At 53.9% G+C, this 24,994-nt stretch carries 18 protein-coding genes and 1 pseudogene; 8 read left to right on the top strand and 11 right to left on the bottom strand.

All coding sequences use genetic code 11. The features are described 5' to 3' along the window. Positions 1-314 precede the first annotated feature (314 nt). The 3 genes from AC2FD9_RS18220 to AC2FD9_RS18210 all read left to right on the top strand — a co-directional run bounded on the left by AC2FD9_RS18220 (position 315) and on the right by AC2FD9_RS18210 (position 3,883). Positions 315-2,006: a thiamine pyrophosphate-binding protein gene (locus AC2FD9_RS18220; RefSeq protein ID WP_496838241.1), complete on the top strand. Its 1,692-nt coding sequence runs from the start codon at positions 315-317 to the stop codon at positions 2,004-2,006. A 99-nt stretch (positions 2,007-2,105) separates the two neighbouring features. Continuing rightward, positions 2,106-2,960: a DUF4396 domain-containing protein gene (locus AC2FD9_RS18215; protein WP_496838239.1), complete on the top strand. Its 855-nt coding sequence runs from the start codon at positions 2,106-2,108 to the stop codon at positions 2,958-2,960. A 275-nt stretch (positions 2,961-3,235) separates the two neighbouring features. After that, positions 3,236-3,883: a UCP032817 domain-containing protein gene (locus AC2FD9_RS18210; protein ID WP_496838237.1), complete on the top strand. Its 648-nt coding sequence runs from the start codon at positions 3,236-3,238 to the stop codon at positions 3,881-3,883. A gap of 235 nt (positions 3,884-4,118) precedes the next feature. Here AC2FD9_RS18210 and AC2FD9_RS18205 read toward each other — a convergent pair whose 3' ends face one another. From AC2FD9_RS18205 to AC2FD9_RS18180, 6 genes are all read right to left on the bottom strand, one after another. Further along, entirely contained in the window at positions 4,119-5,135 is a 1,017-nt protein-coding gene (locus AC2FD9_RS18205) for a D-cysteine desulfhydrase family protein (RefSeq protein WP_496838235.1), read from the bottom strand. A 16-nt stretch (positions 5,136-5,151) separates the two neighbouring features. Then, positions 5,152-5,880, bottom strand: a complete 729-nt coding sequence (locus tag AC2FD9_RS18200; RefSeq protein ID WP_496838233.1) for a TSUP family transporter — start codon at positions 5,878-5,880, stop codon at positions 5,152-5,154. Between the two features lie 102 nt (positions 5,881-5,982). Continuing rightward, positions 5,983-6,726 carry an aspartate/glutamate racemase family protein gene (locus tag AC2FD9_RS18195; protein WP_496838231.1) on the bottom strand — a complete coding sequence of 248 codons (744 nt, stop codon included), beginning with the start codon at positions 6,724-6,726 and terminating at the stop codon, positions 5,983-5,985. A gap of 28 nt (positions 6,727-6,754) precedes the next feature. Further along, entirely contained in the window at positions 6,755-7,993 is a 1,239-nt protein-coding gene (locus AC2FD9_RS18190; protein ID WP_496838229.1) for an NAD(P)/FAD-dependent oxidoreductase, read from the bottom strand. A gap of 4 nt (positions 7,994-7,997) precedes the next feature. Beyond that, positions 7,998-10,211, bottom strand: coding sequence for a TRAP transporter permease (locus AC2FD9_RS18185; protein WP_496838228.1), 2,214 nt, complete (start codon positions 10,209-10,211; stop codon positions 7,998-8,000). Between the two features lie 81 nt (positions 10,212-10,292). Then, positions 10,293-11,300: a TAXI family TRAP transporter solute-binding subunit gene (locus tag AC2FD9_RS18180; RefSeq protein ID WP_113788396.1), complete on the bottom strand. Its 1,008-nt coding sequence runs from the start codon at positions 11,298-11,300 to the stop codon at positions 10,293-10,295. Between the two features lie 129 nt (positions 11,301-11,429). Here AC2FD9_RS18180 and AC2FD9_RS18175 point away from each other — a divergent pair, with 129 nt between their 5' ends. Then, the gene (locus AC2FD9_RS18175) at positions 11,430-12,398 is read left to right on the top strand and encodes a LysR family transcriptional regulator (RefSeq protein ID WP_496838226.1); all 969 of its coding nucleotides are present in this window, start codon (positions 11,430-11,432) and stop codon (positions 12,396-12,398) included. Positions 12,399-12,486: 88 nt separating this feature from the next. Here the strand turns inward: AC2FD9_RS18175 and AC2FD9_RS18170 are convergent. From AC2FD9_RS18170 to AC2FD9_RS18150, 5 genes and pseudogenes are all read right to left on the bottom strand, one after another. Beyond that, positions 12,487-12,585, bottom strand: a pseudogene (locus AC2FD9_RS18170) (IS5/IS1182 family transposase); the annotation flags it as partial. Between the two features lie 28 nt (positions 12,586-12,613). Next, positions 12,614-15,814, bottom strand: a complete 3,201-nt coding sequence (locus AC2FD9_RS18165; protein ID WP_496838225.1) for an ATP-binding protein — start codon at positions 15,812-15,814, stop codon at positions 12,614-12,616. Between the two features lie 570 nt (positions 15,815-16,384). Next, positions 16,385-16,957 carry a TetR/AcrR family transcriptional regulator gene (locus AC2FD9_RS18160; protein ID WP_496838223.1) on the bottom strand — a complete coding sequence of 191 codons (573 nt, stop codon included), beginning with the start codon at positions 16,955-16,957 and terminating at the stop codon, positions 16,385-16,387. Continuing rightward, the gene (locus tag AC2FD9_RS18155) at positions 16,954-17,472 is read right to left on the bottom strand and encodes a dihydrofolate reductase family protein (protein ID WP_496838221.1); all 519 of its coding nucleotides are present in this window, start codon (positions 17,470-17,472) and stop codon (positions 16,954-16,956) included. Before AC2FD9_RS18155 ends, AC2FD9_RS18160 begins: the two co-directional genes overlap by 4 nt. Before the next feature lie 97 nt (positions 17,473-17,569). Beyond that, a complete protein-coding gene (locus AC2FD9_RS18150) occupies positions 17,570-18,436 on the bottom strand; it encodes a LysR substrate-binding domain-containing protein (protein WP_496756834.1) in 867 nt (288 codons plus the stop codon). Between the two features lie 103 nt (positions 18,437-18,539). Between AC2FD9_RS18150 and AC2FD9_RS18145 the strand changes: the two genes are divergently transcribed. The 4 genes from AC2FD9_RS18145 to AC2FD9_RS18130 all read left to right on the top strand — a co-directional run bounded on the left by AC2FD9_RS18145 (position 18,540) and on the right by AC2FD9_RS18130 (position 24,987). Next, complete coding sequence (locus AC2FD9_RS18145; protein WP_496838218.1) at positions 18,540-20,108, top strand: trimethylamine methyltransferase family protein; 1,569 nt, start codon at positions 18,540-18,542, stop codon at positions 20,106-20,108. Positions 20,109-20,122: 14 nt separating this feature from the next. Then, positions 20,123-21,214: an aminomethyl transferase family protein gene (locus AC2FD9_RS18140; protein WP_496837857.1), complete on the top strand. Its 1,092-nt coding sequence runs from the start codon at positions 20,123-20,125 to the stop codon at positions 21,212-21,214. 321 nt (positions 21,215-21,535) lie between these two features. Continuing rightward, positions 21,536-22,285 (top strand): Tll0287-like domain-containing protein, encoded by a 750-nt coding sequence (locus tag AC2FD9_RS18135; RefSeq protein ID WP_496838216.1) that lies wholly within the window; start codon positions 21,536-21,538, stop codon positions 22,283-22,285. Continuing rightward, positions 22,282-24,987 carry a response regulator gene (locus tag AC2FD9_RS18130; protein ID WP_496838215.1) on the top strand — a complete coding sequence of 902 codons (2,706 nt, stop codon included), beginning with the start codon at positions 22,282-22,284 and terminating at the stop codon, positions 24,985-24,987. The genes AC2FD9_RS18135 and AC2FD9_RS18130 overlap by 4 nt, the downstream gene beginning before the upstream one ends. Positions 24,988-24,994 lie beyond the last annotated feature (7 nt).

Below are 24,994 nucleotides of genomic sequence, written 5' to 3'. Positions count from 1 at the left end.
GTCCACTTCCAATAGGAAGCGCAGAAACGCCAACAGAGAGTAAATTTGTCCAATCTGTGGTTCGAGATGTTACAAAGGTCCATTCAGGCTCAGGATCTTTTCTGTTGATTTGATCGCGCGATGTCATTCGACTGGGTGGCCGCACAGACCGATAGTAAAGTTTTGACACAGACAGCACCCACTAGTTCAAAACAGATTTCGGCTTCCAGCTTCTCCGTGATAGAGCCAAGCGAAACTCTCTTGGTTTTGCGAATCCGGCTTTCGTGAATAGGATGTGCCCAGTTCTTTTGGATAAATTGTATTGGAGTAATGGCATGGCAACAGGGCGCTGGACTGTCGGATCATATCTAGCAAAGAGATTGCAAGAGGCTGGAATTGCAGACTATTTTGTCGTTCCCGGCGATTACAATTTGGTGCTTCTGGATGAGCTGCTTGGCAATCGGGATCTGCGGATGATCAGTTGCTGTAACGAGCTCAACGCAGGCTACGCAGCAGACGGGTATGCTCGCGCAACCGGGGGGCCGTCAGCGGCTGTCGTCACTTATTCGGTCGGAGGGTTGAGCCTTTTGAATGCCGTCGCAGGCGCCTATGCCGAAGATCTTCCATTGATCGCGATTTCCGGTGGGCCGAACACAAACTCAGAAGCCGAGTGGGAATATCTGCACCACACGCTTGGCGAGGTTGAATACGATTACCAGCGCGAGATGTTCGCCCGCGTCACCGCTGAGGCTGTCAAGATTCATCATCCGTCTCTTGCGCCTGTCGCGATCGACAGGGCGATAGACACCGCAATGCTTCGACGCAAACCGGTCTATATCGAAATCGCCTCGAATATTGCAGGTGCACCTACGTCCGCGCCTGTACCGCGTAGTTTCGCTAGGCAGTCCAGCAGTGATCCGAACACATTGGCGACTGCGGTCTCTCAAGTTTCTGAATTCCTGAATGCGGCAGAGCGGCCAGTACTTGTCGCGGGAAGCAAAGTGCGCGCGGGTCAGGCCGAACGCCCCTTGCGCAGCCTTGCCGTGGCCTGCGAATACGCCCAGGCATCTATGCCCAACGCCAAGAGCTTCCTGCCTGAGACAAGCGAAGGCTTCATGGGGATTTATTGGGGGCCGGTCAGCACGCCGGGCTGTGGGGAAATTGTCGATGCCGCCGACGGGCTGCTGTTTGTCGGCCCTGTTTTCACCGATTACACTACGACGGGTCATCAGCTTGGTTTTGATCCCGGCAAAGCGGTTATGGTGCATCCAACGTCCATACAGTTGGGTGACACACATTTCAGCAATGTCCGCATGGATGAATTTCTGGATGCGCTAACTGACAAGCTTACGCCGAACAGCGGTGCTGTCGCGGCCTTCGAACGTGTCAGAACCGAACAAAACCCGCCAGCGCCCGGTGAAGCCGAAACACCGGTGACGGTTCGCCAACTATTCGCCCGTGTGCAGAAGATGCTGGATGAGGACAGCACGTTACTCGTGGAGACGGGTGACTCATGGTTCAACGGCATAGAGACCAAACTGCCCGAGGGCACGCGTTTCGAGATACAGATGCAGTATGGATCCATTGGCTGGTCTGTCGGTGCATCGCTGGGATACGCCTTAGGTAACAGGAAGCGCCGGTTGATCTCATGCATTGGCGACGGTTCGTTCCAACTGACCGCCCAAGAGATTTCGACCATGATCCGGTACGGTGCAAAGCCAATTATTTTCCTCATCAACAATGGCGGCTACACGATCGAAGTAGAAATCCACGATGGCCCATATAACACCATCAAGAATTGGGACTACGCCGGTTTGATTGATGTGTTTGGCGCCGGAGAGGGTAACGCCTGGGGATGCAAGGTGAAAACAGAAGGCGAGTTGGACAAGGCCATCAAAACAGCTCTGGATCATGACGGTCTTTGCCTGATCGAAGTTCTGATTGATCAGGACGATTGCAACGTCAACCTGTTGCGGTGGGGCAATCAGGTCGCACGAAACAACGGTCGGCCCAATCGATGCAGATAGAGAGTCACTCGGGACAATCCGGACAGTTGGTCAATTGACAACACATGACTGACGCAATCCGATCCGCGGTGTTTTTTCCGCCGAACATAGGGAATTAATATGCTGAATGGTGCGATGCTCGTCTGGTTTCTTTTGACTGGTGTCAGCGTGGGCTTTGTCATTTGGGATTCGATCAGCAACGGCGTTACGAGTTGGGTACAGCGAACCGCATGGATACTCGTAACGTTATACACAGGTCCGGTCGGCTTGTTCTTCTACTTGCTTGCATGTCGCCGCCCATTCCCGGGAGGTCACGACCAGTATACGCGCGCAACTTGGAAACAAGGTATCAATAGCGAAATGCACTGTGTTGCAGGTGATGCCACGGGCATCATTTTTGCTGCCATCCTCGTCCATTTCCTGGACCTTTCAAACGGGTGGGACATCTTGGTCGAATATGCCTTTGGGTTCGTATCTGGTTTGTTTATCTTCCAGGCGCTGATGATGATGCCAATGTTCGGGAGTTACGGGCAGGCCGTTCGAAAGACGCTCTTTGCAGAAACGGTTTCGATGAACATGGTTATGACCGGAATGATCCCGACGATGGTTCTGCTTGCGGCTGCGTGGCCGGGATCCGAGGATCCGCTTACCCCACAATTCTGGTTTCGCATGAGCCTGGCGGCTGTTGTCGGTGCGGTTGTCGCTTTTCCAATGAACCGATGGTTGGTGGCGAACCACCTGAAACACGGTTGCATGACGCTTCCCGGTGCTGATGGCCCGGCACCAGCACTTGGTCATGTTTCACACGAAAACAGCGAAATGGCAGGCCAAAACGGGCACCAAATGGCCGGGCATCATCACACGCAGATGAAAAGCCTGCCTATTAGAGAAGCAACCGCTTGGGTTCTTTCAACTTACGTAATCCTTATCGCAGCACTGTGGCTGACGTCTAAATTCGTGCTGATCAAATTCTGAACAACTCGGTTGCGAGTTTTTGTTTTCCAGCTTGTCGGCAGAAAAGCGAAATTTCAGCGTCGAGTGACCTCGCAAAAAACCTCATGAGACTATTACTTCGCCAAAAGTAGCACCCGGTTTTCAAGGCGCTCAGCCTGAATGTAGATGGAGGTTTGTTTGGCTCTGAACTCACCACTGGCCTCAATGTCGCAAGCAGGTTCCCGCACGTGTCACATATCTGTCATATTCGTGCGCTAGTCAAAAGTTGCAAAAAAGAGAAAACATAGGAGGCTCCGATGACCTCTCTCAATACTCAGCTATGGGAGCTGATTAAGACGCATAAAATGCCTGATGATGCTGCAGGCACGCCATTCATTGAACAGCTGATGGCCGAAAACCGCATCTCTCGCGATACCGCCAATGTGGCGATCGCCGAATATCAAAAGTTCATGTATCTTTGTGCCACCCGACCAGAACGCAACGTCCCCTCAAAGGCGGTCGATTTGGTTTGGCATTTGCACATGCAACACAGCCGCAACTATTGGGACGTCTTTTGCAAGAAGCTGGGCAAACCAGTACATCACAACCCCGGCGGTCAAGGTCTCCAACATCTGGATGACTACAAAGCCACAGTCAAAGCCTATTCGGACTTGTTTGGAACGCCCCCAAAAGGGATTTGGAAGCGGAAAAACAGAGTTGGAACTTTCATAGTGCTGATCTTCTTGCTGGTGTTCATTTGCATCGGCGCCAGTTCCATCGTTCAAAGTGGCGGTTTTTTGTTTGGAATACTTTGGCTAAGCGTACCTCTCTTCGTTTTTGTGATCACACTTAATAGCCTGACCTCCAAAAGTGAGCTGACGCTAATTTTTGAATGCAACGACCCCTTCGCCGACGAGGATGCAGGTGATTGTGGCTCAGGAGATGGCGGTGGTTGCGGCGATTGAATCGCCAAACGTTCAATCTGATTAAATTTGCTCTGCACCGTACTCCAGACGTAGAACCGAAGCTTCGCCCTCAAATCGTTCACCCTGTAATCGTGATCCTATGTCTTTCGGTTAGCCGTTGTAGCGCGATGCCAAACAGACACAAATGGCTCATCGCTGGGGTTTCAGGAGTTTTGTTTGGGCACCAAAAATGGAAGCAAGCAAGTTTCTGAAACGTATGAGGACTGCGAACGCTTCAAGTTGGGTTGTCAATCAATTCACTTTGATATCCAAAGAGTGCGGGCAATCCACCCGAATGTAACAATACGATTTTTTCGCCTGGCTTGATCCTCCCACTTTCGACCAGGTTCAGCAAGCCAGCGAACGTTTTTGCAGAATAAACAGGGTCGAGGAAAATCCCTTCCGTCCGGGCCATCTTTTCCAATGCAGCGCGCGTTATTGCATTCACTTTTCCATAACCCGGCGGCAAGGCTTCGTCGAAAACATCGATCTTGCCCTGTAGAAGTCCTGCGTCGATATCCAGCAAGTCCGCAAGCTTCTGCAAAACGACCTTCATTCGGGCCTGCTGCTTTTCACGATCTCTGCGCACGCAAATCCCAAACACCGAGGCAGTGCTTTCTTCTAACGCCAGACCGGTCAGCAGTCCGCCATGTGTGGCACCGCTACCCGAGGGGACGACGACCGCGTCAAAGTCCGGCATCTGCTGATACAATTCCTGACCGGCCACGACGTAGCCCAAGGCACCCAAGGGCGGATGGCCCAGCCCCAGATGAATAACGTACGGTTTGTGACCTTTGGCTTTCAATTCAACTGCGCACGCATGCAGCGCTGCGTCGGCTCCCGCTTCGTCTTCACCTTCAGGGTAACCCATATGCTCGGCACCAAGGATTTGTGCCAGCAGCACATTCCCGGACGAATAGTACTCCGCCCCCATGTCAGGGACACGCTCTTCCAACTGAAGCACGGATTGCATGCCCAGTTTGGCTGCGGCAGCGGCCGCAGACCGAACGAAATTGGATTGAACGGCGCCGGTGATCAGAATGGTATCAGCACCCTGCTGACGCGCATCTCCGAGATAAAATTCAAGCTGCCGCGTTTTGTTGCCGCCAAAACTAAGCCCAGTCAGATCATCACGTTTCAGCCAAAGGTCGATATCCAGCTTTGCCGACAAGTTGTCCAAACGCTCCAAAGGGGTTGGACCCGACATAAGATTGGCACGTGGAAACCTGTGCAGATTGTTGTTTCGTGTCATCTTGTGACCTTTAAGGTTAAGCCATTGAAAAAGCCCGATGGAACAGAACGCAGCAGGCAATCAAGGATACCACGCGGATCACTGCGATGACGATCGGCTGTGGCAAATAAGGGCCTGCTGCACGACCAATTATGCTGCCGATCAGAGTGATCGCAACGAACCCTATTAACTGCGGTTCATATGAGATTGCTTGGGCTTCGGACAAATTGTGCAACAAGAAAGCTATGCCGTATGCCACCAACGCTATCGGTTGAACCAGTTTCGCTACTTCTTTGGCGGAACGGCCTTTAGCTATCAAACCGAACACCATAAGAGGGCCCGGTGTCGCTGCCCAAACAGTCGCAAGCCCAGACAGTCCTGTAACGACTGAAAACCCAGCGTTGCCAATGGATCCCCGCAAGGGGAGCAAGGTCGTAATCAACCCGATCAGCAATAGACACGCCGTCAGGGCAAGAACAAATGCTTCGCTCAAAAAGGGATACACAACAAGGCCGGCGGCAACTCCGACACAGCATCCAATGACCGCGGTTCGGATTAGTTGACGGTTGTTTTTTAGAACATGCCGGTCTGTCGCTACCACTGATACAAATGTGTTTAGCAAAAGCAAAACGGGAACCGCTGTCGACGTGCCAAGCAAAATCATCATGGGCGGTCCCGCGATGATGCTGAACCCGATACCAACACCGACTTGCAGCATTGCGCCAAGGCAGATGGCAATCATCAGGATGGACAAGTCAACGGACACCCAAAACTCCTATGGACCAAAGCAATGTCGCAAGGCCTCAGATATCCTGAGTTCTTGGCCAGGGTCCATTCTATTTCTCTTTCATTGACTGTTTTGGCACGGTCAGCGCTGCCACGGCATCAGTCCCGAGTATTGCGCCCGGGCCGTCACAGCGTGCGCCATTTGCGCCAATGTGGTCAGGTCAAAAACAGGAAGCCGCAGTTCTTCCTGAAGCCGCGATGCGTAAGGCGGCAGGTCCGTGCATTCCAAAACCAACGACCGAATGCCCGGAGCTTCAAGAACCAGAGTACGGGCCGCATCCATGACCTCGGTCTCGATCAGGTCCGTGTCCATCCGGGTCCGTGTGTTCCGCAAGATCACTTCGGCGAATTCTGTGGTATCTTCCAATCCCTTCACGGCCACAGGAACACCTGATGCACCGACACCTTCGAAATGCCGGGGCGTCAATGCGGATGCATCCGCAGTTAGCACGCCCACTGGCGCGTTGGCACCGGTCATTTGAAAGGCCAGCGGCACTTGGATCAGGCTGGAGGCAAAGACAGGCACTGAAACCGCAGCAGCCAATTCTTTTTGAAACAAGGCTAGAAAGCCGCAACTGCCTGTGATGGCTCGCACGCCTTCAGCCTCAAGCCGCTTGGCGCCTTCGATGAACGGTGCCAGTAACTCGGGCGAAGGGTTGTGCAGCAAGGTCGGGACCGTCACACCGTCGATCATCTCATACAGAACCGGAAATGGCAGACTGGAAGGGTTCTTGATATGGCCCGGTGGTTTTGGAAAATAGCTTTCAAGGCACAGTACACCAATTGACGCCCCGCAGATGTTCTGACCACCGTTGTAGATTGGCATAATCATCGGATCCTTCTGATTTGAAACTTTAGAACCGGGCCAGAGAAAACGGGGCCAGATCGATGTTTGGGCTGCGACCGGACACAAGATCGGCCACAAGCTCGCCGGTTTTCGGGGCCATCATCAGCCCATAGTGAGAATGCCCGAACGCGGTATAGAGCCCGTCCCGCCCGTTAACTGGTCCGATGGCCGGCAAACTGTCCGGAAAGGACGGGCGTCGACCCATCCAAAATTGTGCCTCGCCTGTATTGAGGCCTGGGACCATGGCCTTGGCTTGTTCGGTCAGGATTTTTTTCTTGCGAGGATCAGCGGGCGCGTCGACGCTACCAAATTCAGCCGTGCCAGCGACTCTCAAACCGTCCTGCATTGAACTTGCGACCACCTTTGCGTCTACATCCATGACCGAATTGTTCAATTGGGCCGAGGGCTTAGGGAATTCGACGTGGTAACCCCGCTCGGCCACAAGCGGCACAGGCATCCCCAGTGGTTTCAGCAGGTCGGCGGACCACACACCGGCCGCGAGGATGATGCTGGCGGCACGCAACGTGCCCTGCGAGGTTGTAATCTGCCAACCACCATCTTCAGCCGGTGTCAGTTTGGTGACTTCGGTTTGAATTATTTCGGCGCCTTGCGAGCGCGCTTTTTCTGCCAGAATTGCCCCCACACGTCCTGGTGAGGTTACGCGTGCCTGACCTTTGATCACGATCGCGGCTTTGAATTCCTCTGACAGTGCAGGTTCCAGGCCGCGCAACTCGGCACCATCGACAAACTCCAGATCGCCTCCTTTTTCCTGGCGGATCAGATATCCAAGCCCATTCAGATCAGCCTGCTTCCGGTGGCGAAAAGCGTGAATATAGTAGCTGTCAGTGATCAGGTTTTCGTGCCCGGTGCCTTGAAGATGACGCCGATACAGGTCGATAGAAGGGCGGCACAAAAGCTCCATCGCGTCCGAGATTTCGCGCACTGACTTTTCACCGGAGTTTCCCAAAAACCGCAGCCCCCAGGGGATCATTTTGGCCCAATAGCCAGGCTTGACCGAAAGCGCGCTTTTTGGGTCCAGCAGCATCCGGGGCAGTGATTTCCATATACCCGGCATCGCTTGAGGAATGATTGACCACGGTGAGACGACACCTGCATTGCCAAACGATGTTTCCTGACCTGGTTCACCACGGTCAATCAATCGAACCGGAATGCCGCGTTCCTGTAACGACAAAGCGCAACAAATGCCGACGATCCCTGCGCCGATGATAGTCACTTGTTCTGTCATCGATTCAGGCCGGTGAGTGACTGCGATTGCGGGCGATTAGTTGGGTGACAATGACCGGCGAGGCCACAGCCAGCGCGATCAGATCTGCCGTCAGACTAGGCGCAACAAAGATAATCCCAGCGATGGCCAACAGAATGCGCGATGCGATATTCAGCGGACTCAACCAATACCCAACCACAGCCGCCGACAGGGCAATAACCCCGGCGATGCAACTGGTCGCGGTATAGGTGAATTCCCACAAGTTAAACCCGGTTGACGACACGAATAGCAGCACAGGCGCATAGACAAAGGCCATGGGCGCAATCACTTTGCCCAATCCAAGGGTGAAAGCAGAAAGACCAGTTCGGAACGGGTTTGAGTTCGCAATGGCAGCCGCGGCATAGGCTGAAGTACAGACCGGTGGTGTAATCTCGGACACCACACCATAATAGAGCACGAAAAGGTGGCTGGCGATGGGTGGAACACCCAGTTGCGCCAGCGCAGGCTGCGCCACTGACACAAGCATGATGTACAGCGCGGTGGTCGGAATGCCCGCGCCCATCAAGATACAGACGACGGCGATGAACACCAATGAGATGAACAATTGTAAGTCTTCCATCGCAAAGAACTGGAAGCTGCCGAACGAGATCATGTTGTACAGATCCGATGCCAGGTTGCCTGCGCCCTGTGTAACCATGAAACCGATACGGAACCCGATACCAGTGGTGTTGATCACGCCTACCACGATACCAACCGCAGCAGCGGCGGCACCCACGGCTAGCGAGTATTTCACACCCAATTCTACCGCCTGCAGCATCTCGGGCACTTCGATGCGTTTCTGAGGGTTCAATGTTGCGACCACCGTCAATCCGCACAGGATTGTTGTCATGGTCAGGTCAAAGCCGCCGTCTGAGAACTTCCACAGTACAAAACTGAGGAACGCTGCCGCATAGATCAGCGTCGGAGGTTGCCTCAAGCGCGACATGCCCGCGATTACCGCAAGTGATATGCCGCAGAAGGCCGACATGAAGGGCGTGTAACCCGTGAACAGAACCACTAGCAGGCCGATCAGGGGCACTATGTTGGCCCAGCCTTCGGCCCAGACGGCTTTGAGCTGCGGCAGTTGCTCTTTGGTGAGACCTTTGAGATTCAGCTTGCGTGCCATCAGGTGCACGACAGCAAATACGCCAACATAGTGCAGGAGTGCTGGGAAAATCGCAGCAATAACGATGGTGGTGTAGGGAACCTCAAGAAACTCTGCCATGATAAAGGCAGCGGCACCCATGATCGGCGGAGTGATCTGACCACCCGCCGAGGAAGCAGCCTCGACCCCACCCGCAAAATGGCCGGGGTATCCAAGGCGCTTCATGTTGGGAATTGTCAGCGCGCCGGTTGATACGGTGTTGGCCACCGAAGAACCCGAGATCGTGCCGAAGAAGGCCGAGGATACCACCGACACTTTTGCCGGACCGCCGGTATAGCGGCCCGCCAAAATGGTGGCGTTATCGATGAAAAGTTGCCCTAACCCGGTGCGTTGCGCGATCACGCCGAACAACACGAAATGGAAGACGATCGTCGAGACGACCCACAACGTGACGCCGTAGATGCCCTCCTGCGGGAAGTACATCGACGAAACGAAGGTTTTGAAGTTCACGCCAGGATGCTGCAACAATCCGGGGAAATACGGCCCAAGCAAAGCGTATGAGATAAATACGCAGATGATCAGCGGCAGTACCCAACCAAGCGTGCGGCGTGCGATATCCAGCACCAGCAGGATGATGATCACACCCAAAATCACGTCATAACTGTTGGGGTTACCCATACGGAAGGTCTGTTCCTCAATCCCAAGAAACGGAATGCCACGCCAGGCGACGCCCACATACAGCGCCGCTATGATCCCAAGAGCCATGAAGACCAGATCGTAAAGAGGGATGTTGCCGATCCGGAACCGGCTGACCTTAAGCGCATAAAGGCTTTTGGCCCCGATAATCGGGATTGTCGCGTAGACCAGAATGAACAGTAGAGCCAGATAGATGCCCATGTGCCAGTGATCGGCCGGCAGGCCAAAACCGGCCGTTAAGAATTCGTAAAACGCAAAGATCAGGGCCACAACGCGCAGGACCTTGCCGGTTGTCGGCGTAACCTGCCGGACGGCGGCACCCTCGTCGAACTGTTCTTCGATAGCCGCTAGTTCTTCGGCTGTGAGCTCGTGGTCATCAAGATTTTGAGTCGTGGACATGATGGCCCCCTGATATCGCGCATTTAGAGTGTGCGGTGCCCCAAATAGGGGCACCGGACGATGAGTTGAGGTGAGAACGGGTTACTGAAGAAGTCCGGCTTCTTTGTAGAATTTCTCAGCACCCGGATGCAGCGGAACGCCTAGTGCTTCGACACCATCCAAAGCAGTATCAGGGGTGATCTGCTTGCCCTTAGCATGACCGTTATCCAGTAGCTTGCGGGTATTGTCGTTCCACATCGCCTTGGTCAGCTCATAGACCAGATCGTCAGACAGGTCTGACGACACAACCAGCATCGCGCTGACCGCAGGGGTCTTGGTTTCGCCGTCGATGCCTTCATACACGCCACCTGGAATGGCTGAGGGGATATAGGCGGGAATGATCTCGTTGATCTTGCCCAGATCTTCGTCGGAGAAGGAGTGCAGGTTCATACCTTTTGTCGAAGACAGCTGCACCATCGCTGCAACCGGCCAGCCTGCGGCATAGAAATAGGCATCAAGCTGACCATCGGCCAGACGTTCGGCGCTCTGACTGTTGTTCAGCTCGGCCTCATCCATGTTGTCACGGTTGACGCCCCAAGCATCCAGCATCTGCAAAACGGCAACCTGCGTGCCGGAACCAGCCTGCGCAATACCAACGCGCTTGCCTTCCAGATCACTCAGATCGTTAATCGTCGAGCCGGCCGGAAGCACCAGGTGCAGGTCTTCGGGGAACAGGTTGGCGACGATGCGCAGTTTGGGATGGGGTTTGCCTTCGAACTTACCTTCACCCAGATACATCGAACGCGTGACGTCGGCTGCAGCCAGCCCGGCCTCAAGTTCTCCGTTCTGCACGGCGGCATTGTTGAAGACCGAAGCGGTGGTGGATTGCGCGATCGCGATCAGGCCCGGAACACCGCATTGGCCGCCTTCTTCACACGGGCGCGATCCCGGAGGGGCGGAGATTCCGTTTGCGATGGTGCCACCGATGGGGAAATAGGTTCCGCCAGCGCCACCAGTGCCAATACGGAAGAACGTTGGGTCCTGCGCCAGCGCGGGTGCTGCCAGCGCGCCCGCCAATGCAAGACCAGTCAAGCATTTCACAAATTTCATTATCATCTCCCTTGTTGGAATTTCGGTTTTGGTTTTCCCAAACTTCGATCCCGCAAGCGTAGAGACAAACTGCATAAATACAAATTTGTTATATTTCACTAAACTAAAGTTTTGCTTATATTTAAAAATATGAACCTAACTCAGTTAACTGTATTTCGTGAGGTGATGGAGACCGGCTCCATCTCTCAAACCGCTAAGAAATTAAATCGCACGCAGCCTGCGATTAGCCTAGCGTTGAAAAACCTTGAAAAGACATTGGGCCTGACGTTGTTCGAACGTAAGGGAAGAAGATTGGTGCCAGTCCCCGAGGCGCACTATCTCTTAGCCGAAACTACGGGTATTTTGGATCGCTTGGCGACAATCTCCAGCACGATGGAAGGACTTATCAAAGGGCATGCCGGAAGCTTGAATATTGCAACGATGCCAGGTCCATCTGCCTTTTTGTTCCCACGTTTCATAAGCCAATCAGTTGGTGAAAACCCCGATATTCGCATCACGCTTTCGACACGCAGCTCACCGCAGATTATGGAACTTGCCGGGACGCAAAATATCGACTTCGGCTTTGCTGACTTCGAGCATTCGGCCGGCAAAGAACCCCAGTATTCCGCTGAACTTATCCGGGCTGATTGCTTCTGTGCTATTGACTGTGAACATCCTCTTGCGTCGCGCAAGATCCTGACACTATCGGATCTTGACGGAACGCCAATGGGCGGCCTGCATCCTTCACACCCGTTCCAACGGAAAGTCCGGCAGGAGTTTGAGGACGTTGCCGCGGAGTACAATCAGACTGTTACCTGCCAGTATTTTCTACCTCTTATCCCCTTTGTCAGTTCGGGGCAGTGTTGCAGCATCGTTGACCCGCTGACTGTTGCGACCGAAAAAGAGCTTAATCTATCTAGCGGAAAGCTTGTGTTTTTACCTTTCGAGAAACCGCTAAGATATGAATACGCTCTCCTCGAACCCGACCACCGACCACCGTCCCAATTGGCAATTCAGATTAAAGCGGGCTGGAAAGCAGAAGTGTTAAAGAAATTGGAGGCGGTGCAGGCAAACCCTCACGCAACATCGGTTGATGATGCGCGGCGCGAACAGAATTAAAGCTGTGTGGATTGCGACCTGAAATCCAATAAGAACGAATATCGGCAATGACCAATGTGCTTTTATCCGAGGCTGTTTTGCACAAATTGCGAGCGTTCCACCCAACTTCCCCTACCGCCTTGATGCCTGTACTGTCGAAGAGCAGGTTCAGCGGGCTATTGCCAACGCGATAGGGCAGGCTCACGTTCCATGATCCGAACGAGGAAACCGTTTGCTCAGCCGTTTGCGTCCCGGAGACTTTGTTTTGAACGAACCGCGCGCTCGATCAACATTTGCGCCTTTTGACTTTGGGCAACCGAGATAGCTTGGTCAAAGGCGGCATTTGCTGAATCGATATCTCCTTGTGCCGCACTGATTTCTCCTTTGATACGGAGCAACTCAGCCTCAGCCCAGTGTTCTCCTGTGATATCCTGTTCTCGCAATGCGCGATCCACTGTACGTTGGGCAGCGCTAGGATCACCGGCCCTGAGAAGGGCTTTCGCGTGTTCAGCCAAATAGAGCGTTACCCAAAGCCAGCATCCTTTTGCGCGATACTCTTCTAAGGCCTTGTCCAGTTGATGGACAGCGCCGGGAACATCGGTCATGCAGGCTAGGACAGCGTCATGAATGGCAACAAAATCCTTCCACAACGCCATGTCGTGCTCGTCCGAGACCCGTCGCATTTCCGCATTGATCTCGGTTGCGTTTTCTATGTCGCCAATCCAGATCGTCAGGGTGACTGCGTGCAGACCTGCGTAACAGATTGTGTTGGCGTGTTTGAGCTCGCGGGCGCGGGCAAGAGCCTTGTCGCAGGTCTGCCGTGCCATGTCTTCGTCGCCGCACATCCATTGTGCAAGGAGCATGTAGCACCAGATCTGCACACCCGGATCCTGAGCGAATTTCGTAGAGAAATCTACGATCTCGGCCGAATGATAGAGCTCATAAGCGACTTCGAGATCTTGAAGTGCCTCAGCAGACCTGCCCTTGGCGATCAGGGTTGCAGCCCGCATCCGGCGAGAAATCAGTTTTGGGATCGGGTCAGGTTCGTTCGCCACGTCCTTTACCAGTCTCGAAACCAGATCGAACGCTTTGTGCAGATCGTTGCCGATATATGGCGCGATCCAGGTCCCATAGTAGATTGCGACCGTGAGTTCCGGGTCCTTGGTTGCCTCTATCCGTTCCAATGCTTTCGAGAATGCTTCGCTGGCTTCAGCTGATGCATAGCCATCCTTCGCGATATGTACCTGCGCGAGTTGCACCAGAAGCGCCAGCTCTCGTTCGCGCCAATCAGGTTTGTCCAGTAAACCCGCGACCAGCGTCAGGGCATTTCGCAGGTGATTTCCCGCCTCAATATATGCCGGTCGGGCCTGAGCTTTTCTGGCGGCCTCGCCCCATAAAGCAATGGCCTTTTCCCTCAACCCAGCCTCAGTCGCATGATGTGCGATCAATTCCGGGGGTGCATTCGGGTCAGCCTCAAACAGATCCGTAAGTCGGTGATGGATTTCCAGACGTCGGCGTTTCAGCAAGCTTTCATAGGCTACGTCCCGAACCAGAGCATGCTTGAATACATATGTCGCATCCGGAGGAATCCCCCGCCGAAATACAAGTTCGCTGCGCTCAAGCTGTCCCAGCGCATCGTCCAGCGTCAGATCATCGACGCGGGCGATTTTTGCCAAGGAGGCTCGGTCGAAACTTCGGCCGATGCAGGCGGCTATCTGGGCGATTTCTTTAACCGGCTGAAGCCGGTCGATCCGGGCCATGAGGGAATCATGCAATGTCGCAGGTATAGTCACCCGGTCGATGGGACCGGTGAGTTGGAAACTGTCCTCGGTCTCAATAAGATCGCCGGACTCCAATATGGTCTTTGTCAGCTCCTCGATAAACAATGGCACGCCGTCAGTTCGGTGGATGATTTCCCTGATCAGTTCGTCGGGAAGGGTTTTTCCACCAGATATCTTTGCGAGAACACCTTCGATCTGCTCCGAGCCCAGCCGGTTCAATGTTAGCTTGGATACAATTGGATGGCCTCCAAAAGCGTGCTGGAAAGTCGGCCTTGCCGTAATCAAGATCATGACCCGCTCGGCCGCAATCCGGTCCAGACATGCTTCTAACATCGCAAGCGTCGAGGCATCGCACCAGTGTGCGTCCTCCACCACCAGCAGAACTGGTTTTTCCCGTGAAAGGGCCTGCACTTCTGCCGAAGTTTCTTCCATGATCCGGACGCGAAGTTGTTGTGGCGTCAAAATGGGCTTTTCGGCGGATGGACCCGCCTCAATCTGAAGGAGTTCAGCAATGATCTTTGGGTCGGCAGCCCGGAGTTGCTGGCGGAGCTTTTCGATTTTTTCACTTGCCGAGTCGGTTTTCTGGTGGCTCATGGCGTGTGTAAGCTGCTGGATAACAGGAAAGAAACTCGAATCCGTGTGATAAGGAGAGCAGTGATAGTTCATCCGAAAATGATCCTGCGTTGAGACCGCATCAATGACGGCACGTGTCAGCCTGGACTTGCCGATGCCTGCCTCACCAATCAGGACAGCGACTTGGCCTTCGCCAGAAGTAGCGCGCTGCCAGCGTTCCATGATCAGCCCCAATTCATGATTACGCCCGATCATGGGCAGAACGGGATTGAGATCTTCCGTTTCGAAACGGCTTTCTAGGCTGCGCTCAGTTCCCACCCTCCAGGCCGGTACCTGCGAGTCCAATCCCTTAACGTCGAAATGACCTAACTCTTCTAACTCGAACGTGTCTTGGATCAATTGCTTTGTCGATTCCGGAACCAGAACCTGTCCCGACTCGGCCAATGTCTGAAGGCGTGCAGCAAGGTTTGGCGTGTCGCCAACAACAGTTTCTTCCCGCGATGCCCCTTCCCCGATGAGGTCGCCGACGACAACCATGCCGGTCGCCACTCCGGCTCGAGCAGATAGTGCCTGCCCATCAGGGGAACGCGTTTCGGCGATCGATCCCACGATTTCCAACGCGGAGCGTGCGGCGCGTTTGGCGTCGTCTTCATGCGCCACCGGCCAACCAAAATAGCACAGGACACCGTCACCCATATATTTGGCTACATTCCCTTCATAACGTGTGACAATACCGGCGACCGTGTTTTGATAGTGCTTGATCACCTCGCTCATGTCTTCGGGGTCCAGCCGCGCCGACAATGCCGTTGATCCGGCCAGATCCACAAACAGAGTCGTTAGATGGCGACGCTCGGCCTCGCGTTTGATTTCCGTCACACTGGTCGCGTCAGAATGAGATTGATTGGGTTCTCCAGCATCAATGGCAGTCCGCAACCGCTTGCGCGCGCCCAGTGAAAGGCCGATCTCGCGCATGTCCTCATCTGTTAGATCAAAAAGGATATCAAGATCGACCTCATTCTCGACCAGAACCGGCTCCAGATTAAGGAGCTTCATTCGTGACAGCCATTCAACGAGATCTGACATTAGGTGACGGGTCCTCGACGAGGGTCTAAGAACCGTAGTTTTCCCGATCAAGAAGGTTTGGGCAATCAGTAATCCCCAGACGTCGAGTTTGCACAAATCGCAAAAGATATCGCCATATATGGCATGTGGGCATAAGAACAGAGAGCCAACTAGGTTGGCTTGGGACCTAGAGATGAGAAAGCCAGAATGCGGCTAAACAAAGAGCATTCAAAAAAATTACCTGTGTAGAAAACGCTGGGAACCGCATCGTCGAGCTGGGAACCATTTGATAGTTTGTCGAAATTGCAAATGTACTAGTTTACCGCGGTGTGTGAGTGCACCTAACTCCAGGGTTCTGCGCCCGCGGGGGTCGGCAGGTTCGACGGGCCGCATTGCGGCTTCCATTATAGCAGGTAGGTGTCGGCCAAGATCCGGGACGGCCCAGAGTGGTCACTTGTTGAGGTCTCGCCATGTTGCGCTTGCAGCTCGCATTGCTACCATTCGCTGCGGACGCGAAGACATGACCTCATGTTGATATCCACGTCTTTTACGTTGTTCCGGCGGGCGCTTCTGATGCGTATGTTCTTCATTTCAGATCGACCTGACATCACCTGCTGCTTGAGCAAGAATCCAGTCGATCCCACACAGAAAGTCATCTATTGTGAGCGGATTGTTTTCTCCGCTGGATGCAGAGAGTACAAACCCATGTGCATAGTCGATGAGCACGTGAACAAGGACGTTACCGCCATCGCTGTTTTCAAGTTGGTCCGTGCTGGCCTTTAGTTCCACCGCCACGTTCATAAGGTCCGCGCTCATGAGCGTCACATCGTCCAGGATGGCACGGAGTAGATTGGCGTTCTTCAAAGCGTAACCATAGTAAGTCGCCATAATTGCTCGGGCACGCTTGACCGGAGCACCTCCGCCCACGCCATCCAACACGCCTGCAAACGCCACTTCCACCAGATCGGTCAAAAGCTGTTTCTTGCTACCTGCGTGATAGGTCACGGCCATCGGAGTGACGCCGAGTTGATCGGCAAGTATGCGAAAGGATAGCGTATCAACACCTGCGCTTTGGGCGATGGGCAATGCAGTCTGCAGGATCACCTTTTTCGAAAGGCGCTGCTCAGCCTTTGGCGGCCGCCCCGGTGGGGCAGTTTTCGTCATCTGATTTTCAATCTGTAATCGAGATCCACCAGACCAGAGGGAAAGCTGCTAACCGAAACCAGTTCCAGATCAACGTCACCTTGTGTCTCGCCGAATATCCGAATGCCTTCACCGATTAGGATGGGAATCAAAGTGATCCGCATGTCTTCAATCAGCCCGGCTTTGAGGAATGAACAGATGATTGCTCCGCCATCCACGTAAACTCGACTGAAACCACGCGCGTCAAAGCTCATCATCAATTCGGTTGGTGTTTTGCCTGAAACCTCAACCTTCTCGCGCAAGTCATTAGGGATGTCGTCGGCTGTCATCGAGCGACTGAGAACCACCACCGGTTTCGTGTATGGCCACGCTCCAAACCCCCTAACCGTCCGGTACGATCCCGACCCCATTACGATCACATCGACACTGTCCTGAAAGGCTGTGAACCCGTGATCTTCATCCTTGGTGGGTTGCTTATTCAACCAATCCAGCCTGTGATCCGACCTTGCAACAAAGCCGTCCAGACTCATTGCCATCATAATATGTCCTGTGGGCATCGTCTGGATCTCCTACACATTTTTATATGCCGTATAATAATATCCTTGCGACGCTCAAGGGGGAAAAACTTCAGGCTTAGCTCTGAACCCAATCCGAGAATGCCCGCACTGCGCCAATTGGAGCGGTTCTGTGCGGTTGAACTAAGAAATACCCGTATTCAGGCAGAACGGTTTCCGACAATCTAAACAGCCTTTCCGCATTCAAATCGCCCCCAACCAAGTCATCCATCAAAGCGATGCCCTGTCCGTCGATGACCGCTTGCACCCGAACATTCGGGTCAGGAACGATCAGCACATCTCGCCTTGATTGCCGAGGAAGCTTTGCGGCGTTCAGCCAATCTGACCAAGCGCTGCTGTCATCACGATCTCTCAGCAACGTAAGTTGCGATATTGCCGGCCCTATTCCCAACTCATTCACCAGGTCGGCCGCCGCCCGATTACCTACTGGATACGGCCGCAAATGCATGAACGGTGTAACGGTGCCATCACTCCAATTCCCGTTGCCCCACCTAATTGCCAGGTCCACTTCCTGCATCTCTGCCTGCGAAAACTCGATCATCGGTTGAATGCGAAGCTGCACATCCGGGTGGTTTTGCATGAATGACATCAGGCGTGGCGACAGCCAGCGCGCAGCGAAATAGGTCGAGACACCAACAGTCAAAGAGCGCGATGAAATCCCTTTCAACGCCTGAATTTCGGTTTCGATTTCTTCGTATCGGGTCTGGCAGATTGCGAGCAGTTTCAGCCCTTCACCGGTGAGTGTGACACCGCGCGTTGTGCGCTGAAACAAAGCCATCCCCAGATCGGCCTCAAGCGTTTTGATCTGATAACTGATCGCGCCCTTTGTCATATTGAGCGCCGACGCTGCCGTCGAAAAGCTGGAATAGCGGGCGATCTCGGCAAATATCCTAAGCAAGTCGTGGTGATAAAAGCGGGCAGTCATAAGTGCAGCGTACAAATTTTCTGAACACTGAGAAAAGAAATTTTCGATTTTCGAGGCAATTTTTTAAGCCCAAAATTTGCATCTAGTTGCGTGAAACGAAAAGATGACGTTGGACCCTTTGAACGCTGTAGCAGACAAATCAACACCGGCGGGACACCGCAGACGCGTGCGCCGACGCCGCTTGGCCCGTGACAATGAGCCCTCTGAAAGCACGCCGTTCACAGGGCGCAAGATACCTGCATATAATCTTTTGAGCGAAACGGCACTGACCCGGATCGAAGATCAAGCCGATTGGATTCTAAGCAATATTGGTGTCGAGTTCCGGGGGGATCGTACCGCGCTTGATCACTTCGCCCAAACCGGTGCACGCATCGATGGCGAACGTGTACGGTTTGAACCGGGTCACGTCCGCGCGCTTTGCGCTACCGCCCCTTGTGAATTTCAGTTGCATGGCCGAGACCCGGCCAAAACAGTGACACTTGGCGGCGACAACGTTGTGCTGATGCCGGGATATGGCTCTCCGTTTGTCAGCGATCTGGCGAATGGCCGCCGCTATGCGACGCTGGAGGACTTCCGCAACTTCGTCAAACTGGCCTACACTGCCCCTGCCCTGCACCATTCCGGCGGCACGGTGGTCGAGCCGACAGATGTACCGGTGAACAAACGACATCTGGACATGATGCTGGCGCATCTGACGCTGTCGACCAAACCCTTTATGGGATCTGTCACAGCACCTGAGCGTGCGCGGGATAGTATCGAGGTGGCTCGCTTAGTCTTTGGGCGCGACTTCATGAAGTGTCACGCGGTGATGCAGGCAAATATCAACGTCAATTCGCCGCTGGTTTATGATGATACCATGTCGTCGGCTCTGCGTATCTATGCGGAGGCAGGCCAATGTGTCTGCGTCTCCCCAGCGATTTTCGCGGGTGCCATGGGGCCGCTTTCGCCGGCGGCGGTAGCGGCGCAAACTCTGGCAGAAGCGATGGTTGGCATTGCGCTTGCGCAACTGGTGCGCCCTGGTTGTCCGGTGGTCTTCGGCTCGTTCCACTCCACAATGAACTTGCGTACGGGCGCTCTGACCTTTGGATCGCCCGAGGCGAACATGACCACGATGGCGCTTACTCAATTGGGACGAAGGCTTGGCGTGCCTGTGCGGTCCGGCGGCGGACAGATCACCGCCTCCAATGCGCCCGACGGGCAAGCGTTGCAGGATAGCACCGGTGCAATGTGGTCCACGCTTTTGTCCGGGGCCCATCAGGTTTGGCATGCGGCGGGCTGGCTCGAAGGTGGGCTTGTGATGTCCTACGAGAAATTCATCATGGATCTCGACCACTGTGGCGCGATGCTGAAACTGTTGCAGGGCTTCGAAACGGATGACGAGGCCTTTGGCCGTGATGCCTATTTTGAAACGGGCCCGGGCGAAAATTTCCTGTCGACCAGTCACACGCTACGGCACTATGCGACGGCGAATTTTGAGCCACAGATTTCTGACGCCGGACCCTTCGAAACCTGGTCCGAAAATGGTGCTCTTACAACAGATCAACGTGCCACTGGGCGGTGGCGTCAGATGTTGAACGACTATCAATGCCCCGAAATGGAACCCGAAATCCAAGCCGCGCTTGAAGACTTCGTGTCAGATCGCAAAGCACGAATGCCGGACGAATGGTACTAGAGAGAGGAACCCCCATGGCCGAAGAACTTAGCCGCACATCCGCGCTTGCATCCCGCCACACCGCGCTTGGATCGGGGCTTGAGGATTGGAATGGTATGGGCACCGCCTGGACCTACCGCACCGACCCCAACGATGAACACGATGCGGTTCGCGAACGCGCGGGAATGTTTGACATGTCGCCTCTGAAAAAGGTGTTCGTGCGCGGTCCTGACGCCCAAGCGGTTCTTGATCACCTTACCACACGCGATCTTTCCAAGGTCACACCGGGAAAGGCGGCTTACCTGTGCGTTCTGACAGATGAGGGCGGGATCGCCGACGATGCCATAGTGTCCAACAACAGCGGTGACGAATGGATGATCGTGCATGGCTCGGGCAACACGATGGCGCTCCTGGAGAATTCGGCGGCAGGGCGTGACGTCCAGGTCGAATTTACCGACGACTTGCATGACCTGTCCGTGCAGGGGCCAGCCTCGCTGGATATCATCAATGCTCATATCAACATCGATCTCGCCAAACTGGGCTACTTTGAACATGCGCCTGCTGTGCTCTTTGGTCATCCCTGCCGCATTTCGCGTACCGGATATTCCGGCGAACGCGGCTACGAGATTTTTGCCGATGGCTCTGTGATCACCGACATTTGGGACAAACTGGCGGAGGCAGGCGTCATGCCCTGCTCCTTTACAGCACTCGACAAGGTGCGGATCGAGGCGGGGCTGCTATTCTACGGATATGACATGACCGAAGTCAACACGCCCTGGGAGGTCGGCCTTGGCTTTACTGTCAACAAATCCAAGGGCGATTTTCGCGGCAAATCGGCCGTCATGACTGCAAAAGGTTCCGAAAAGGTCAATAACTTCTGCCTGGATATCGATCATTCTGACATGGTCGATGGCGGAGAAACCCTGTTATTGAATGGCGCGGCGGTGGGCGTCATCAACAGCCCCTGCTTCTCGCACCGTTTGGGCAAATCGCTCGCCCTTGCGCATGTTCAGCCCGAGCTTACCATCGGAACCACGCTAAAGGTTTCAGGAAATGACTTCGCGACAAACGCAACAATTGTGTCCAGCCCGATTTACGACCCCGAAAAAGTTCGCACACATAGTTAGGGAGGTCTTGGCAGGCAGCGACGGTGCCTGTGTTTCAGCCTCGCTAGCAATGTCTCGGTATGGTTCACGGATCGATCTTGCCACTTTGCGTTGCGGCTCTTTCGGGCGGCATCGGTTTTTCAAAAGGCAGGGTCGATGTCTGATTTTCGGACAAAGTTATTTGGTGCACAAGCAACGCGGTTACTAGCTCTTCCGTCACATCCTACACGCCATTTTTGGCTGCACACTCCATTCGGGCCGAATTCATAAGACAGTTTGGCGATTTTTTGCTAGTCTATCTTATTGTCACTGCACTCGACTTTACGTGGGGGCGTTGGTCTATTGAAAAAACTAATTTTGAAAGCAGCGGTCGTTCTGAGTACAATCTGTCCGCTTAGTCTGGACGGTGTTGCGGCGCAAACCGCCGAAGAAGTTGAAACGGGCAACCGACTGGCGGCAGTGCTACGGGCCGGCAGAAGTGTCGTGTCGAACAGTCAGGACCTAATCAACAATCCGGATATTACCGACAAAGGGCTGTCCGGTGATGTGTTCTACGAGCAAGTTATTGAGGCCTACTTGGAGGCCAATGGTGAACCACCACTGCATGATGGGTTGGACCCACTGGAGCAAAAGCTTACAGAAACGCAGCTGGACGCTATGGTCACGGTAATCGACGCAAACCAAGAGATAATAAATGCCGAGGGAGTGTCATTCAAAGGATTTATTCCGGCGGTTTTTGCGCGGTTGGTAAATGAACAGTTCGCTGATGAAATTGGCACGTCTGCCATGGTCAAGGTAACGGCGCCTTCAGAACTTGTCCGCAATCGCATGGCCCGTCCGGATACTTGGGAAAACTCGGTCATAGAGGAAAAGTTCAAGGACACATCTTGGACCGAAGGGCAGCCATTTTTCGAAGAAACCAACGTTTCTGGAACACCTGCTTTCCGTATGCTGATTCCAGAATACTACTCTGAGTCCTGTCTTTCATGCCACGGATCGCCAGCGGGTGAAACGGATGTGACTGGTTTCCCAAAGGAAGGTGGGCAACTTGGTGATCTGGCGGGTGCAATTAGCATAACCCTTTTTAGATGAAACAAGAATCTGGTGTGAGTAACAATTGGCGGTGGGTGTCCGAAAATACTATTCCGGTGCGCATAGGATCACTGTCGGCGCTCTTGTTAGCTGCTTTGGTCGTGAGCACCATCGTGATGGTCTACGATCTGGCGCGTAACCAAGCCCGCATACAAGACGCAAATACTGAGTTTCACCGGCTGGAAGTGGCAGGCCAGGCAGATCGTCAATTTGGAGAAATGAGGTACTGGCTGACGGATCTTTCTGTCAGCTTACTGACCCTTTCTGAGCGGCGCGCCAACGAAGCAAGTACAAAGCTCAATAGCAGCCTCGAACAGCTCTCCGATTTTGCACCCGAGTCCGCAGCCAGAGTACAAGAGCAGGCAAACTCCTATTACGATACTTCCATGCAAGCAGCCGATGCTTACACCGACGGCAACAGAGTGCTGGGAAATACTTTACTTGCACAGGCCCGAGTGGCCAGTGATGCCGTCGACAAGACGCTGACGCAATTGGTCGATGACCTATCTGAAAGCGCCGACCAAACCAGAAATGAAGCAACGATTGCCGCCAAGGCAGCGATGAACCGAGCGATCAATGCATGTGTTATCATTGTGATATTGGGAGCGCTTCTTACGTGGCGTGCTCTGAGGTCGATCGTTGTACCACTGCATGCAATCAACATTGCGATTTCAGGCCTAATCCGGGGTGAACGGGATGTCGCGCTGCCGCCCGAAGGCCCTGATGAGCTAGGTCGGATGTCCCAAGCGCTAAGAGCGCTTCGCGACAGCCAGGACAAACGGCGCGAACTAGAAGAAGAAGCGCGTGCGCAGCGCAATACGATTCTGACAGCAATTGAAACAATTCCAGACGGGTTTGCATTGTTCGACAACGAAGACGAGCTCATACTCTTCAATGATCGGTTCCGCCGCATTTTCGCACATGTGGACGACATTCTGGTTCCAGGCACCCGGTTCGAAGACATCTTGCGGCTGCAACTGGAACGAAAATCGGTGGATACCGGCGATGTTCCTGACGAAGAGTGGATTAGTAGCCGGCTTGCACGACATCGCAGACCTGACGGAGATCGCCAAGAAGTCTTGCTGGGTGGCGCATGGATTCAGGTGTCGAAACGCCAGACGCCCGACGGGGGCACGGTCGCTGTTTACAGCGATATTTCTGACCTTAAGTCCAAACAGGAACAACTTGAAGATGCCAACGCGCAGGCGATCGCCGCCAGCTCGGCCAAAAGCCAGTTCCTGGCTTCCATGAGCCACGAGTTGCGCACTCCTTTGAACGCGATCATCGGTTATAGCGAAATGCTGTCTGAAGATGCTCAGGACATGGGATTCGAGACTGCGACGGATGATCTGGAGAAGATCATGGCATCCGGGCGACATCTGCTCTCGCTCATCAACGACGTTCTTGATCTGTCCAAGATCGAAGCGGGCAAAATGGAAATGTACCCGGAACGCTTCGCACTCCGGCCGTTGTTGGACGAAGTCGCGTCGACGGTGGTTCCCTTGGTGAGCAAGAATGGAAATGAACTGGTTCTCTCTTGTGATCTCGAAGACACTGACGAGATCGAAACCGATAAAACCAAGCTCCGGCAGAACCTTTTCAACCTATTGTCCAACGCGGCGAAGTTTACTGAAGGTGGTAAGATCGAGCTTCTCGTCTCTAAACTCCGGAAGAATGATACGGATTTCTTTCGATTTGCGGTGCGAGATGAAGGTATCGGAATGACGTCGGAGCAACGCGACAAGCTGTTCCAGGCGTTCGTACAAGCTGATCAGTCTACTACGCGCAATTTCGGAGGCACCGGGCTCGGGCTCGCCATTGCGCAGGAATTTACGCGTATGATGGGCGGGCACATCACAGTTGAAAGCAAGGAGGGTGTTGGATCGACCTTCTCTTTTGAAATTCCGGCGCGTTATGCTGCTGTGTCCACCTTGGTTGACGATCACAGTGAAGCGTCACCGGACACTGCTTTGGGCCGCGTTCTGATCGTGGATGATGAAGAAGACGCACGAAACGCGGTTGCACAAATCGTACGCGAGGAAGGGTATGATGTCTTGATGGCATCGAACGCGGAGGCGGGCATGAAAACGGCACGCGCGCAAAAGCCTGACGTCATTCTACTGGATGTTATTATGCCCGAACGCGACGGCTGGTCTATGTTGAAAGAACTCAAGGCAGACTCGAAGCTGTGCGAGACACCCGTCGTCCTAGCCACAATTGTCGCGGATCGCGACATGGGCCTTGCTTTTGGAGCGATCGAGCACCTGATCAAGCCGATTGATCCTGCTCGGCTGATCGCAACGCTAGATTCAATCGCCTCAGGTCGCGCCAAAGACGTGCTGATCGTTGACGACGATATGTCAACACGGAACCTGTTTCGCCGTATTTTGACGCGCAATGGTTGGACAGTGCGTGAGGCGGCAGACGGTCACGGCGCGCTCAGCCAGTTGAAATCTAAAAGACCGACTCTGATGGTATTGGACATTATGATGCCTAATGTGGACGGTTTTGATGTTCTCAAAACGGTTCGCACAACTGATGGGCTTGCCGATTTGCCGGTTATCGTAGCCACGTCTAAGGACCTGACGCGGGACGAACTGGATTGGTTGAAAGCCCATTCAGATGAGGTCATCCGCAAAGGAGATACCGGTCGAGGTGATCTGATTGCGGCACTGAAACGTCAGTTACAGGATTACTCATAGGTCGGAA

The organism is Ruegeria sp. YTSC230, from assembly GCF_059609665.1.
The sequence above is the reverse complement of the archived record's forward strand: the minus strand, read 5'-3'. Positions and strand labels throughout refer to the sequence as shown.

Coding starts and splice junctions, on each gene's coding strand:
- AC2FD9_RS18220 (WP_496838241.1), top strand. CDS start 315: ATGGCAACAGGGCGCTGGACTGTCGGATCATATCTAGCAAAGAGATTG.
- AC2FD9_RS18215 (WP_496838239.1), top strand. CDS start 2,106: ATGCTGAATGGTGCGATGCTCGTCTGGTTTCTTTTGACTGGTGTCAGC.
- AC2FD9_RS18210 (WP_496838237.1), top strand. CDS start 3,236: ATGACCTCTCTCAATACTCAGCTATGGGAGCTGATTAAGACGCATAAA.
- AC2FD9_RS18205 (WP_496838235.1), bottom strand. CDS start 5,135: ATGACACGAAACAACAATCTGCACAGGTTTCCACGTGCCAATCTTATG.
- AC2FD9_RS18195 (WP_496838231.1), bottom strand. CDS start 6,726: ATGCCAATCTACAACGGTGGTCAGAACATCTGCGGGGCGTCAATTGGT.
- AC2FD9_RS18190 (WP_496838229.1), bottom strand. CDS start 7,993: ATGACAGAACAAGTGACTATCATCGGCGCAGGGATCGTCGGCATTTGT.
- AC2FD9_RS18185 (WP_496838228.1), bottom strand. CDS start 10,211: ATGTCCACGACTCAAAATCTTGATGACCACGAGCTCACAGCCGAAGAA.
- AC2FD9_RS18180 (WP_113788396.1), bottom strand. CDS start 11,300: ATGAAATTTGTGAAATGCTTGACTGGTCTTGCATTGGCGGGCGCGCTG.
- AC2FD9_RS18175 (WP_496838226.1), top strand. CDS start 11,430: ATGAACCTAACTCAGTTAACTGTATTTCGTGAGGTGATGGAGACCGGC.
- AC2FD9_RS18165 (WP_496838225.1), bottom strand. CDS start 15,814: ATGTCAGATCTCGTTGAATGGCTGTCACGAATGAAGCTCCTTAATCTG.
- AC2FD9_RS18160 (WP_496838223.1), bottom strand. CDS start 16,957: ATGACGAAAACTGCCCCACCGGGGCGGCCGCCAAAGGCTGAGCAGCGC.
- AC2FD9_RS18155 (WP_496838221.1), bottom strand. CDS start 17,472: ATGGCAATGAGTCTGGACGGCTTTGTTGCAAGGTCGGATCACAGGCTG.
- AC2FD9_RS18150 (WP_496756834.1), bottom strand. CDS start 18,436: ATGACTGCCCGCTTTTATCACCACGACTTGCTTAGGATATTTGCCGAG.
- AC2FD9_RS18145 (WP_496838218.1), top strand. CDS start 18,540: ATGACGTTGGACCCTTTGAACGCTGTAGCAGACAAATCAACACCGGCG.
- AC2FD9_RS18140 (WP_496837857.1), top strand. CDS start 20,123: ATGGCCGAAGAACTTAGCCGCACATCCGCGCTTGCATCCCGCCACACC.
- AC2FD9_RS18130 (WP_496838215.1), top strand. CDS start 22,282: ATGAAACAAGAATCTGGTGTGAGTAACAATTGGCGGTGGGTGTCCGAA.